This is a genomic window from Campylobacter concisus (assembly GCF_003048615.2).
GTDB lineage: Bacteria > Campylobacterota > Campylobacteria > Campylobacterales > Campylobacteraceae > Campylobacter_A > Campylobacter_A concisus_C.
The window spans coordinates 1,508,594-1,522,246 of sequence record NZ_CP049263.1 but is presented as its reverse complement, the minus strand read 5'-3'; the positions used below and the strand labels follow the sequence as shown (position 1 = coordinate 1,522,246).

Sequence of the window (13,653 nt, the reverse complement as noted above, 5' to 3'; positions counted from 1 at the left end):
ACATGAAAATAGCAGTAATTGGAACCGGATATGTTGGACTAGTAAGTGGTGCGTGTTTTGCTAAGATGGGCAACAGCGTGATCTGCGTCGATGTCGATAGCAAAAAGATCGAGGCGCTAAAAAACGGCGTCGTGCCGATATATGAGCCAGGACTTGCTGATATCGTGAGTGAGTGCTATAAAAATGGCTCGCTTAAATTTAGCACGCAGATAACCGAGGCGCTAGAGCATGCAGATGTGCTATTTATCGCAGTTGGCACGCCTATGGGCGCTGATGGACAGGCGGATTTAAAATATGTCCTCTCAGTTGCAAAATCTATCGGAGAAAATTTAAGCAAACCGCTAATAGTTGTCGATAAATCGACCGTTCCAGTGGGCACTGGAGCCAAGGTGCACGAGGTGATCGAGGCTGAGCTAAAAAAAAGAAACATAGATGTCAAATTTGAGGTCGTCTCAAACCCAGAGTTTTTAAAAGAGGGCGCGGCGGTTGAGGACTTTTTAAAGCCAGACCGCGTAGTTATCGGAGCTAGTAGCGAGTGGGGCTTTAGTGTGATGAGAGAGCTTTATGAGCCATTTATGAAAAATCACGACAGGCTTATCTGCATGGACGTAAAGTCAGCTGAGATGACAAAATACGCTGCAAATTCGATGCTAGCAACCAAGATAAGCTTTATAAACGAGATAGCAAATATCTGCGAACGTGTGGGAGCTGATGTAAATTTAGTAAGAAAAGGTATCGGTAGTGACTCAAGGATCGGATATAGCTTTATCTATCCAGGGTGCGGATATGGCGGCAGCTGCTTTCCAAAAGACGTTGAGGCGCTCATCTATACAGCTAGACAAAACGGCTTTGAACCAGAGCTTTTAAACGCGGTCGAGTCAAGAAATAAGGCTCAAAAAAGAGTTCTTTTTGATAAAATTTATAACTTCTTTGGCGGCGATCTAAAGGGCAAGACGATCGCACTTTGGGGACTTGCGTTTAAGCCAAATACCGATGATATGAGAGAGGCTAGCTCGCTAACTTTGATAAAGCTTTTAGACGAGGCTGGCGCAAAAGTGGTCGCTTACGATCCAAAAGCAAGCGAAGAAGCTAAAAAATATATGCCAAATTTAGATATAAAATATGCTAAAAATAAGTATGACGCTCTTAATGGCGCCGATGCTATGGTGCTTGTGACGGAGTGGAGTGAGTTTAGATCGCCTGATTTTATGGAGATCAAAGAGAGGCTAAAAAATGCTGTCATATTTGATGGACGCAACCAGTATAATGCTAAGTCTTTAGCCGAGCATGGCTTTAAATACTTCCAAATAGGCGTCAAAGCGTGAAGCAAATTTTATCTCTCATAGTTTTTTTGCTGCCTGTTATGCTTTTAGCTAGTGAAGCTTCAGATAAAAGCGAAGCAAATACGCAAGAGCAGGCTTTTGAGCTGCCTATCTCAAAGATGCCACATGATTATTTTAAATATGAAGTTGCATTTTTTAAAGAGGTGCAAACGGATTGCGAATTTGCTATGCTAGAGGGCGGACGTTTAGATAAAAAAGAGGATAAAAGCGGGATTTATTATGAATTTAGCGCAGATGATGAGCCACTTAAGCCTTGCAACGGCAAAAAGAAAAAGAGGCAAATTTATTATGAATTTACTCAAATTTTACCTGGCATTAGCCCCATTAAGATCGTAACTCCGCAAGGCGTGGGCGCAGAGATAAGAATTTATGAACGTGTGGAAACAATAAAACCAAAAATTTTAAAAAGGAAAGAGAAATGAAAATAGCAGTAGTAGGACTTGGATATGTGGGACTTCCACTAGCAGCAGCTTTTAGTGAAAAGTACGAAGTAGTCGGCTTTGACGTAAATGCAAAACGTATAGAAGAGCTTAAAAGTGGCTATGATAGAACGCTTGAGCTTAGCAACGAGCAGATGAAAAAAGCTATCGATAATGGCATGAAATTTAGCCTAAATTTAGACGACATCAGAAGTTGTAACTTCTTCATCGTAACCGTACCAACTCCGATAGATAAGAACAAACGCCCTGATCTAACCCCAGTGGTAAAAGCGACTGAGAGCGTGGCAAAAGTGCTTAAAAAAGGCGACATCGTTGTCTATGAAAGCACCGTTTATCCAGGCGTTACAGAAGAAATTTGCGTGCCACTTCTTGAAAAGAGTGGGCTTAAATTTAACAAAGACTTCTTCTGCGGCTACTCTCCAGAGCGCATAAATCCAGGCGATAAAGAGCACACTGTTACAAAGATCAAAAAGATCACAAGTGGCTCAACCCCAGAGATCGCTGACAAGGTCGATGAAATTTATCGCTCTATCATCACAGCTGGCACTCACAAAGCTTCAAGCATCAAAGTAGCAGAGGCTGCAAAGGTCATCGAAAACACTCAGCGTGACATCAACATCGCCTTTATAAACGAGCTCGCGATGCTCTTTGAAAAGCTTCACATCAACACTATAGACGTGCTTGAGGCCGCAGGTACTAAGTGGAATTTCTTAAATTTCCGCCCAGGTCTAGTTGGCGGTCACTGCATCGGCGTAGATCCATACTACCTAACTCACAAAGCTCAAGAGGTAGGCTACAATCCTGAAATGATCCTAGCAGGTCGCCGCATCAACGATGATATGGGCAGATACGCAGCCGATCAAGTGATAAAACTAATGATAAGAAAGGGTGTGCTTATCAACAAAGCGCGCGTGCTTGTTCTTGGTATGACATTTAAAGAAAACTGCCCAGATATAAGAAATTCTCGCGTTATAGACGTGGTTGATGAGCTAAAAGACTTTGGCTGCAAGGTCGATGTGACTGATCCTTGGGCTGATAGCGCTGAGGTAAAACATGAGTACGGCTTTGATCTAGTAAAAGAGTATAACCTAGACGACTACGACTGCATCGTGATCGCCGTAGCTCATAATGAATTTAAAAAGCTCAACCTAAAAGGCCACTTGGTTTATGATATAAAAAATATCTACCCAGAGGCTGACGCTAGGCTGTAAGGAATTTAGTGCACAAAGTAAGCGTAAATTGTAAAATTTTACTTATCTTTCTGGCTGCTTATCTGTTTGGATTTGCAGCTAGGATGCTTTGGGTATTGTGGGCAAAGGATATGCCAGAGTTTTACTTTAATGGCGAATTTATGCTTACGACAAATGACGCATACTATTACGCAGAGGGCGCTAGAGATATGCTTGCTGGCTTTCATCAGCAAAATGACTTTAGCCCCTTTAATCACCCAATCTCAACAATAGTTTTTTATATTTGCAAAATTTTACCTTTCAAGATAGAAAGCGTGATGTTTTATATGAGCGCGCTTTTAGCACCCCTTATCGCGCTTCCAGTTATCTTGATATCAAATGAGTTTAAAGCCCTAAAAGCTGGAGCTGTGGCGGCATTTATGAGCGTTATCTTGCCAGGCTATCTTGTAAGAACGTCACTTGGTTACTTTGATAGCGATATGCTAAATGTAACGTTTGCGCTTTTTATCATCTATCTTTTGATCAGACTTTTAAATGCAAATGAACAAAAATTTATCGTTTTGCCTGGAGTTTTTGTATCGCTTTATCTTTGGTGGTATCAAAGCTCTTATGCTCTTATTTTAAGCATCATTTTTGTCTTTTTTATCTACACGCTTGCTTTTATGCGAAGTAGGATAGAAAACTATCAAGCGATATTTTTTATGTTTATAAGTATCGTTAGTTTTAATATTTTTTCAAAAGATCCACTCATTGCAAATAAAATTTTGATTTTAAATTTAGCGGTCATTGCTTTATTTTACGCCATTTTTTGCAAATATAAAAAACTGCTTTCACCTAGAAATTTGAGCATTTTTCTAGCTATTATGCTAGCTATTTTTATCTATTTTGGCGGTTTTGATTTTATTATCTCAAAGATTGGCAGTTACGTTTTAAAAAGCAGCACAGAGGTTGCAAGTAAATTTCACTTTATAAGTGAATACACGCTAATTGATGAGGTAAAAAGCGCTAGCCCTTTATACTTTGTCTATTTCATGGCTGGAAATATCCTTATTTTACTAGCAGCAGCAATTGGTTATTTAGTGCTTTGTTTTAAATTTCGCCCATTTTTACTTAGTTTGCCACTGCTTGGACTTGGCACTTTATCGCTATTTGGCGGAGTTAGATTTGCTATGTATATAACGCCGCTTGTCGCACTTGGTTTTGGATATTTCTTGCACTTTTTTTTAAATTTATTTGACCTTAGAAATTCTCTTAAAAATTTATCCTTTTTTATCTTTGCAGCTGCTGCGCTTGCTCCAAATTTAGAGATCGCTTACTCTTATAGACCGCATACTTTGATCACGCATGAAGAAGCAACAGCGCTTGATCAGTTAAAAAAGGTAGCTAAGCGCGATGACTACGTGCTTTCGTGGTGGGATTATGGATATGCAGTAAGATACTTTGCTGATGTTAAGACGCTAAATGATCCTGGCAGGCAAGGCGGCGAGAACGGCTATTTTGTTAGTCTTGCTTTAAGAAAAGATGAGGCAACCTCGGCCAAGCTAGCTAGAGTAGTGAGCGAGTATGGCGACATATCGTTTGAGAAAAAAAGTAGAGTGCTAGAAGAAATTTTAAAAGATCACAACACAAGCGATCTAAACCTCTTTTTAAGCCAGCTTGAAAGCGCAAATTTTACTCTTCCAGCGGCAAAAAAAGAGGTTTTTTACTATCTTGTGCCAGATATGATAGATATCGCTCCAAACATATTTAGATATAGCTACATCGATGTTATGAGTGGCGAGCGGCCAAAAGAGGAGTTTTTTTACTACATTAGCCCTATAAATAGCGTTAGTGAAGCGGGCATAGATCTTGGAAATGGCTATATCTTGCCGCTAAAAGAGCCAAAATTTATCACTCAAAACGGTGAAAAAGTGGCGGTAAAGTCCTTTTATAAGATAAAAGGCTCTGGCAAAGAGCTACAAATAGATAAGAAAACTATCGACGAAAAGGCGAAAATCTCTGTTTTGTTTTTGGAGGACTATGCGCGTGTGGTTTTAGTTGATGAAAATGCCTTAAATTCAGCCCTTGTGCAGCTTTTTATATTTGAGCGAGCTGATGAGCGATACTTTGAGCCATTTGTCATCTCAAGTGGCGTAAAAATTTACAGGTTAAAAGTCTAATGCTAATCAATCTAATAAGCTCGATCGTCGTTTTTGTCGTATCAATGGGCATAAATTTCTTTCTTACGCCATTTATCTTAAAAAGCCTTGGCAATGAGGCATTTGGTTTTGTGGGGCTTAGTAACGCCATCGTTAGCTACGCAGCGGTCGTAAGTGTAGCCATAAACTCTGTCAGTGGGCGCTTTGTCGCTCATGCGTGGCACAAAAAAGATCTAAGCCTTGCAAACACCTACTACTCATCAGTGCTTGTCGTAAATATCTTTTTTTGCGCCGTTGTCGTGGTGCTTAGCTCTGTTTTTATACTAAATTTGCAAAGCTTTTTAAATGTCCCTGAAAATTTGCTCTTTGATGTGAGAATGACCCTTGTTTTTTACTTTATAAATTTCTGTGTTGGGCTATTTAACGGCGTTTTGACGGTTTGTGCTTTTGTGACAAACAAGCTCTATCTACTCTCCATCAGAAATGCCATCTCAAGCGCGATCCTAGCGATCCTCATCGTGGCACTCTTTTTCTTTTTTAAGCCATTTATCTCATACATCGCCATTTCAGCGCTAGTTGCTAGCCTTTTTGTCTTTTTTAGCACTATTTTTATGTCAGCTCGTATCACGCCGGAGCTAAAATTTAGCCTTAGTAAATTTGACTTTTCTAAGATCAAAGAGCTTCTAAGCTCTGGCATTTGGAACAGCTTTAATGCGCTAAACCGCATACTTTTAACAGGCATGGACCTATTTATCTGCAACATTTTCGTAAATGCAAACGCCACTGGACTTCTTTCAGTTGCAAAGGCCGCCCCTATCATACTTGAGAGCTTTGTAGCACAGCTTAGCGGTATCTTTGCGCCAAAATTTGTCGAGCTCTACTCTAAAAATTTGATCACGGACCTCATAAAAGAGGCTAAATTTTCGATGAAAGTGATCGCCTTTGTGATGAGCGCTCCAGCAGCGTTTTTTGTCGTTTTTGGGCTTGATTTTTACACGCTTTGGCTACCTTTTAAAAGCGCAGATGAGGTTAAATTTATCTACAACGTCTCGATGATCACGCTAGTGCCTATCGTATTTATAAGCTTTGTTTTTTCGCTTTTTAACCTTGATAGCGCGACAAACAAGCTTCGCCGACCAGCCATTGCCAACACTATCCTTGGCGTTAGCACGATCATAGTGCAGATCGCACTGCTTAAATTTAGTGACTACGGCGTTTATGGTATCGTCATCGTCGCAGCCGTTTTTTACAGCATAAGGATTCTTGGTTTTGACCTTATAAATGCAGCCTTAAATTTAGAGGTGAAACTCACCACATTTTATGGGGTTTATTTTAAAAATTTAGCCGTTTTTGCGCTTTGCGTGCTTGCGATGTTTGTCTGCAAGGACTTTGTGAGCTTAGATAACTGGCTAAAATTTGCTATCTTTGCTGCGATATACGCCAGCGCAGCTTATGTTTTGGGATATTTTTTGTTTTTTAATGCCTTCGAGCGAGGCATAGTCTGGCGTAAAATTTTAAAAAAATTTAAAAGGTCTTAAATGAATGAAATTTATCTGATCTCTTTGGCTAAAGATACCAAAAGGCGCGAGCTTTTAAAGCAGAAATTTAGCTCTTATGATAGCTTTAAGCTAATAGACGCAGTTGATGGCAGGGAGCTAAACGCGAGGGAGTACTATAAGATCATTTCGCCATCATTTAAAGCTTACGGCAAGGTTTTAAGCCCAGCAGAAGTTGGCTGTTCGCTCTCGCATGTGAAGGCTTATGAGGCATTTTTGGCAAGCGAGGCTAAATTTGCTCTCATCTTTGAAGACGACGTGATAGGAGATGATAATGCCATAAAAGAGGCATTTTTAGCAGCTAGCAAGATGCCAGAAAACAGCGTGCTAATATGCGGCATGCAAGATGGGCTAGAAGGCAGGTTTAGCGCCTTTGGCAAAAAGGTGGATAGTAGCCTAAGTAAGCCACTTTGGCAGGTCTCAAAGCACTCATTTTCAAGCATTTATAGAGCAGGGGCCTATGTGCTAACCAAAAAAAGCGCTAAAAATTTGCTTGAAATTCATAAACGTGCGCTTTGCACGACCGATGTTTGGGATTATTTGCTTGGCGTTAATGATATGCAGATGTATTTTTGCGACCTTTTTGCGCATCCAACTGATCTTAGTGGCTCAAACATCGAGGGCGAGCGCCTTGAGAGAGGATACAGCGCAAATTTAAAGGCCTATGTCAAGACAATTAAATTTATACTTTTTTCACGTCTTGAAAAGCTTCAAGGCTATGAGAGAATTTTTAAAAGGGGCTAAATGAGCGAGCCATTAATCAGTATCGTAACCGCGACTTACAAGCGTCCAGAGCTTTTAAAAAAAGCCATAAAAAGCGCTCTAGCTCAAAGCTATAAAAACCTAGAGATCATAGTCACTGACGACGGCGATGACGAGAGTGCGAGTGAAATTTGCAAGAGTTTTAACGATGCTAGGATCAAATTTGTAAAAAATAGCGCTCACAAAAAGAGCCCAAATGGCAACAAAAATAACGGCTTTGACAACGCAACAGGCGAGTTTGTCTGCTTACTTGACGATGACGACGAGCTTTTGCCAGAGGCGATTGCCCAGTGCTATGAAATTTTAAAAAGTGGCGAGTATTCGTGCGTTTTTGCAGACGCGATCTGCGAGAAAGATGGCGTGATGACCGAGGTCGTGGCTGGTAGAAGCCCGTATAGCAAGAGTGGGGCGATGAGCAAGGTTGATTATCATTGTGGGCGGATAAATGGCGAGTATTTTAAGCTTTTTTCGCGTGAATTTATAGATGATTTTAGGTTTGATGAGAGCAGTTTTGGCGGCGAAAATGAGCTTTATATCCGCTTTTTTGAAAAAAATGTCTTTTATCTTAAAAAGCCACTTTACATCTACCGCATCGCAAGAAGCGACAGTGCGACACTAAATGCTGGCAAGCACGCGCTAAATGTGGCAAACGCTTACATCAAAACAGCAAATTTACACTACGACATCGCTATCAAAAATGAGCCAAAATTTCTAGCTATGCAGTATAAAAATGCCGCTTACTACGCCAAAATAGCAGGCGAATATGGCCTTATGCTAAGGTGTATCTTTAAAAGTCTTAGCATTAAATTTAGTAAAGAAGCGTTTATTTTCTTACTGCTTAGCCCGCTTCCAAGTGGGCTTTTACCGGCACTTTCAAAGCTTAGGGTAAAGATAAAACAAAGGTTTGGCGTATGAAGATATTATTTGTCACATCAACGCTTAGAAGTGGCGGTGCAGAGCGAGTTTGCGCGGTGATCGCATCAAGATTTAGCATGGATCATGATGTAAGTCTTGTTAAATTTGACAAGGACGAGCCATTTTACGAGCTAGCAAGTGGCGTGAAGCTCATAAATTTAGGCGTTGGGGCTGATGAGCTTGGCTTGGTTGGAAATTTAAAAAAGAGAGTTTCAAAAGTGCTTGCCTTAAGAGCGCTCATAAGAGAGGGCAAATTTGACGCTGTGATATCATTTTTAGACGCCGTAAATATCTTGGTTCTCTTTAGCTCGGCTGGGCTAAAAACGCCTATAATCATAAGCGAGCACACAAACTATCTTGCACCAAAAAGGGCGATCTTTAAGGTGCTAAGACGCCTTAGTTATCCATTTGCAAATGCACTTAGTGTCTTAAGCGACGAGGATCTAGGACATTACTCTAAATTTTGCAAAAATGTGATGAAAATTTACAACCCACTCTTTGAAGAGGTGCGCAGTGAGAGCTTTGCTAAAGAAAATTTAGTCATCTTTGTTGGCAGGCTAAATAAGATAAAAAACTGTGAAATGTTTGTAAGAGTGGCTGCAAATTTAAAGCAAAGCGGCTATAAATTTGTCGTCGCTGGAGATGGCGGCGAGAGGGCAAATTTAGAAAATTTAGCTAAAAGTTTAGGCGCTGATGTAGAGTTTTTAGGCAATGTAAGCGACATCGCCTCACTTTATAAAAGGGCAAAGGTGCTGCTCTCTTGCTCAAATTTCGAGGGTCTTGGAAACACCTTGATAGAGGCGATAAACTATGACTGCGTGCGTGTTGCGACAAGAACTAGCGGGGCAAAAGAGCTTATAAAAGATGGTTTTGATGGCTTGCTTTGCGAGATAAATGACGCTGATCAGATGAGCGAAAAGCTTGCAAATTTGATCCAAGATGAGGCAAAAATGGGCGAATTTGTCAAAAACGCAAGAGTTAGACTTGATGAGTTTAGTGTGGAGCAAATTTATAAAAAATGGCTGGAGCTTTTAAGGCTTGGAGGCGTGAAGTGAAAATTCTTTTTGTAATCGCCGCACTTAGAAATGGCGGAGCCGAGCGCGTGCTAAACGTGCTTGCAAACGAGCTTTGCAAAGACAATGAGATCACTATCGCTCTTCTTGAAGAGGACCTTGGGCTTTATAAATTTAGTGAAAAGATAAAGATCATAAACCTTAGCGTCACTGGCTCAGGGCTTGCTTTAAAATTTAAAAAAATTCTCGCTCTTAGAGCGCTTTTTAAAGAGCAAAGGGCTGATCTGATAATGAGCTTTATCGACTGGACAAACGTCGCTTGCGTGCTGGCAAATGCTGGGCTAAAGAGCAAACTAATAGCAACTGAACACCACGAGCACAGCTACTTAAAAAGCAAAATCACAAGCGCTATGCGTGATATTAGCTACCGTTTTGTAGATGGCTTAAGCGTGCTAAGTAAAAGCGACTTCAACTACTATAAATTTGCCAAAAATCGCGAGGTCATCCACAATCCACTTTTTATCGATGTGCCTGAAATTTGCGAGAAGCAAAACGTTATATTGAGCGTGGCGAGGCTGGAGGCGGTAAAGAGCTATGATATCTATTTTGAGGCGCTTAGCAAGGTGGATAAGAGCTTGCTTGATGGCTGGGAGATAAAGATCGCAGGCAGTGGCAGGCAAGAAGCGCAACTGAAGCAAATGGCGTCAAATTTGGGGCTTAATGTCAAATTTTTAGGTCACATGAGCGATGTTAGTAAGCTTTATAGCGAGGCAAAAATTTTCACTCTTAGCTCACGAAGCGAGGGGCTTTCAAATGTGCTAATAGAATCAGGCGCTTTTGGTTGCGCTAGGCTAAGTAGCGACACCGTTGGCGCAAGAGAGCTTATAAATGACGGCACGGACGGGCTTATCTTTAAAAATGGCGATGCAAATGATCTAAAAGATAAGCTTGAGATGCTTTTAAAAGATGAAAATTTAAGGCAAAAACTAGCAAAAAACGCCAGCGAAAGTGCAAATTTATTTAGCAAAGAAAATATCATCAAACAGTGGCGAGAATTTATAAAAAAGGTTGTTAGCAAGTGAAAAAATTAGCCGTTTTTTTATACTCGATGGGACCTGGCGGGGCTGAGCGAAATGTGGCAAATTTACTGCCATTTTTGGTAAAACGTTATGAAGTTCATCTCATCTTAATGAGCAAGGTCATCGCTTACGAGATCCCAAGCGAGGTAAAAATCCACTTTATAGAAAATAGCGATCCTTACGAGAGTGGGCTAAAGAAGCTTGCAAGGCTCTTTTTAGCGATGCCAATGCTTGCCTTTAAGTATAAAAATCTTTGCCAAAGCTTAAACATCGACACGCAGTTTGTGCTGATGAACCGCCCATGCTACATAGCTGGGGTTGCTAGGATTTTAGGGCTAAAGGCTAGGCTGGTTATCAGCGAGCGAAGCTGTCCGTCGATCCTATATAAAGACGATCTAAGCGGCAGGGTTAATAAATTTTTACTCACTCATCTTTATAAAAAAGCTGATCTAATCCTCGCAAATGCAGCTGGCAACAAAGAGGATCTGGTGCGAAATTTTGGCATGAGCGCAGACAAAACAAAGGTGCTTTATAACGCCCTTGATCTAAAAACTATAAATTTGCTAAAAGATGAGCCGCTTGAGGATGGCTTTAAGCCATTTTTCATAAACATAGGCCGCCTTGATAGCGGTAAAAATCAAGCCATGCTAATAAAAATAATCGCTTTGATTAACGACCCTCGTGCTACGCTTGGCATCCTTGGCAAAGGGCCTTTAAAGGATGAGCTGCAAAATTTGATAGACAAATTTGGCGTGGGTGAGCGAGTAAAGCTTCTTGGCACTGATAAAAATCCTTTTAGGCATATAAAAAACGCCTCTTGCTTACTTTGTGCCTCGCGTTTTGAGGGCTTTTCAAACGTACTTTTGGAGGCACTAGCATGCGAGAAAACCATCATCTCAACCGAGCACAAGAGCGGTGCAAAGGAGCTTTTGGGCGATAGCGAGTTTGGCATCTTAGTGCCAGTTGATGACGAAAATGCGATGAAAGAGGCGATGATAAAGGTGCTTAACGAGCGTGAAATAAGGCAAAATTTTGAAAATGTTGCGTATAATCGGGCTAAATTTTTTGATAGTGAAAACATAGCGAGCAAGCTTATAAATTTTTTGGAAAATCCTAATGAATAGAAATTTATTTTTTAAAAATTACTCTTTATACCTTATGATATTTGCCGCAGTCATCTTTGGCATGGTTTGCAGGCTTTACTGGGTCTTTTGGGCGAGTGAGTATCCAGTCTTTTTTTGGAACAACGAGCTGATGATCAGCACAAACGATGGCTACGCATTTGCTGAGGGCGCAAGGGATATGCTAGCTGGCTTTCACCAAGAAAACGACCTTAGCTACTACGGCTATCCGCTCTCGACGCTTACTTACTGGATTGTGAAATTTCTAGGCGTCAAGCTTGAGACGGCGATGATTTATATGAGTGTATTTTTCTCGTCGCTCGTCGCTATACCTGTTATCTTGATCGCAAATGAATACAAAGCAAAAATGGCTGGCTTCATCGCTGCACTTCTTGCAGTGATCGCAAATAGCTACTACAACCGCACGATGGCTGGTTACTACGACACTGATATGCTCATCATTACTCTTAGCGTCTTTGTCGTTTGGGGGCTTATTAGAGTGCTTGAGAAAAAGGACGCAAAGAGCCTGATAATAGCACCTTTAAGCGTGCTTGTCTATATGTGGTGGTACTTAAGCGCCTTTTCGCTTATTAGCATTTTAACTGGGCTATTTTTACTTTACACGCTCATTTTTGATAGGAAAAATCCACTTTTTTACCTTGAAATTTCTCTGCTTTTACTTGCTATCTCAAACCTTGATCTAACTCTTAAATTTATCGCTGTAATCGCTATTTACGCACTTTGTCTATTTAAAAAAGAGATGATAAATTTAAAATTTGCTCTTGGCATTTTGGTTGGCGTATTTATAGTCTTTTGCGTTCGTGGCGGGTTAAATCCTATAATCTTTCAACTTAAATTTTACGTCTTTAGAGGCACGCCTGAAGTTGGCGGCATGAGCTTTCACTTTTTTAATGTCAATCAAACTATTCAAGAGTCAAGCGTGGTTGATTTTACGCTATTTTGCGAGAGGATCAGCGCAAATGTCATCACATTTTTGATCTCGCTTGCTGGCGTCGCTCTTTTTTGCTACAAGCACCGCTCATTTGCCGTCTCGCTTGGCATGCTCGCACTTGGCTTTTTAGCCTTTAAAAGCGGCCTTAGATTTACCATTTACGCCGTGCCTATAATGGCGCTTGGCTTTGGTTACTTAGTAGAGTTTGTGCTTGCAAATTTAAAGCTAAAAGGAGCCGTGCTAAATCTCATAAGAGCCTTCATAGCAGCTCTTGTGCTTGCTCCAGCGATCATTCATATCTATGGCTACAAGGCTGAACCAGTCTTTGTAAATAAAGAGGTTGAAATTTTAAATAAGCTAAAAAGCATCGCAGGACGCGAGGACTACGTGGTTGCGTGGTGGGACTATGGATATCCGATTAGATATTACAGTGATGTTAAGACGCTAATTGACGGCGGAAAGCACCTTGGACGTGAAAATTTTGCCGTGAGCTTTGCGCTTGGAAGCGACGAGATGAGCTCGGCAAATATGGCAAGGCTCGATGTAGAATACACTGAGCGAAATTTCAAAGAGCACTTTAATGGAAACTTGGCTCAAATTTTAAAAGATAGAAATTTAAGCGTTGATCAGTTTTTTAGCGAGATAAAAGAGGCAAATTTTAGCCTACCAGCAAAGAGCAGAGAGATATATTATTACCTGCCAGATAGGATGCTTAGCATTTTCCCGACTATTTTGCAGTTTAGCAAGATCGATCTAAAAAGTGGTAAAAATTTAAACAATGGACTTTTCATAACCACTAGAGCGATCTCGCAAAGCGAAAAGGGCATTAGGCTAAGTGGCGGATTTACTCTAACAAGTGATGTCACAAATTTGATCTATGATGGCAATGTCTTACCACTAAGATCTTTCATAGAGACCGACTACAACGAGGCTGGCAAGCTAAATGTAAAAGAGTATAAAAATAATGAAAGTTCAAACATTTCTGTCATTTTTATGAGAGACTATGGCAGGTTTATCATCCTTGATGAGAGCATTTTAAATAGCGCCTACATCCAGCTTTTCGTGCTTGAAAGATACGATCCTAAGGTCTTTGAGCCAGTCATACTTGATGGGGCGGCAAAAGTTTATAGGCTAAAGAGGTAGA

The 13,653-nt window shown here is 40.7% G+C and carries 11 protein-coding genes; all 11 read left to right on the top strand.

The genetic code is table 11. The annotated features are described in order from the left end of the window. Window positions 1-2: 2 nt before the first annotated feature. The 11 genes from CVS89_RS07660 to CVS89_RS07610 are packed head-to-tail and all read left to right on the top strand — an operon-like array spanning window position 3 to window position 13,652. Window positions 3-1,325 (top strand): UDP-glucose dehydrogenase family protein, encoded by a 1,323-nt coding sequence (locus tag CVS89_RS07660; RefSeq protein ID WP_107847534.1) that lies wholly within the window; start codon window positions 3-5, stop codon window positions 1,323-1,325. After that, window positions 1,322-1,765 (top strand): ecotin, encoded by a 444-nt coding sequence (locus tag CVS89_RS07655; protein WP_107847536.1) that lies wholly within the window; start codon window positions 1,322-1,324, stop codon window positions 1,763-1,765. The genes CVS89_RS07660 and CVS89_RS07655 overlap by 4 nt, the downstream gene beginning before the upstream one ends. Continuing rightward, complete coding sequence (locus CVS89_RS07650) at window positions 1,762-2,994, top strand: nucleotide sugar dehydrogenase (RefSeq protein WP_002939912.1); 1,233 nt, start codon at window positions 1,762-1,764, stop codon at window positions 2,992-2,994. Before CVS89_RS07655 ends, CVS89_RS07650 begins: the two co-directional genes overlap by 4 nt. An 8-nt stretch (window positions 2,995-3,002) precedes the next feature. Continuing rightward, window positions 3,003-5,132, top strand: coding sequence for an STT3 domain-containing protein (locus CVS89_RS07645; RefSeq protein WP_107847538.1), 2,130 nt, complete (start codon window positions 3,003-3,005; stop codon window positions 5,130-5,132). Further along, window positions 5,132-6,649 (top strand): MATE family efflux transporter, encoded by a 1,518-nt coding sequence (locus CVS89_RS07640; protein ID WP_107847540.1) that lies wholly within the window; start codon window positions 5,132-5,134, stop codon window positions 6,647-6,649. Before CVS89_RS07645 ends, CVS89_RS07640 begins: the two co-directional genes overlap by 1 nt. Beyond that, window positions 6,650-7,411, top strand: a complete 762-nt coding sequence (locus CVS89_RS07635) for a glycosyltransferase family 25 protein (RefSeq protein ID WP_107847542.1) — start codon at window positions 6,650-6,652, stop codon at window positions 7,409-7,411. Beyond that, complete coding sequence (locus CVS89_RS07630) at window positions 7,412-8,344, top strand: glycosyltransferase family 2 protein (protein WP_107847544.1); 933 nt, start codon at window positions 7,412-7,414, stop codon at window positions 8,342-8,344. It begins immediately after the preceding gene. After that, entirely contained in the window at window positions 8,341-9,399 is a 1,059-nt protein-coding gene (locus CVS89_RS07625; protein ID WP_107847546.1) for a glycosyltransferase, read from the top strand. Before CVS89_RS07630 ends, CVS89_RS07625 begins: the two co-directional genes overlap by 4 nt. After that, the gene (locus tag CVS89_RS07620) at window positions 9,396-10,439 is read left to right on the top strand and encodes a glycosyltransferase (RefSeq protein WP_107847548.1); all 1,044 of its coding nucleotides are present in this window, start codon (window positions 9,396-9,398) and stop codon (window positions 10,437-10,439) included. The genes CVS89_RS07625 and CVS89_RS07620 overlap by 4 nt, the downstream gene beginning before the upstream one ends. Then, window positions 10,436-11,560, top strand: a complete 1,125-nt coding sequence (gene pglJ, locus CVS89_RS07615; RefSeq protein ID WP_107847550.1) for an N-acetylgalactosamine-N,N'-diacetylbacillosaminyl-diphospho-undecaprenol 4-alpha-N-acetylgalactosaminyltransferase — start codon at window positions 10,436-10,438, stop codon at window positions 11,558-11,560. The genes CVS89_RS07620 and pglJ overlap by 4 nt, the downstream gene beginning before the upstream one ends. Beyond that, window positions 11,553-13,652 carry an STT3 domain-containing protein gene (locus CVS89_RS07610; protein WP_107847552.1) on the top strand — a complete coding sequence of 700 codons (2,100 nt, stop codon included), beginning with the start codon at window positions 11,553-11,555 and terminating at the stop codon, window positions 13,650-13,652. Before pglJ ends, CVS89_RS07610 begins: the two co-directional genes overlap by 8 nt. Window position 13,653 lies beyond the last annotated feature (1 nt).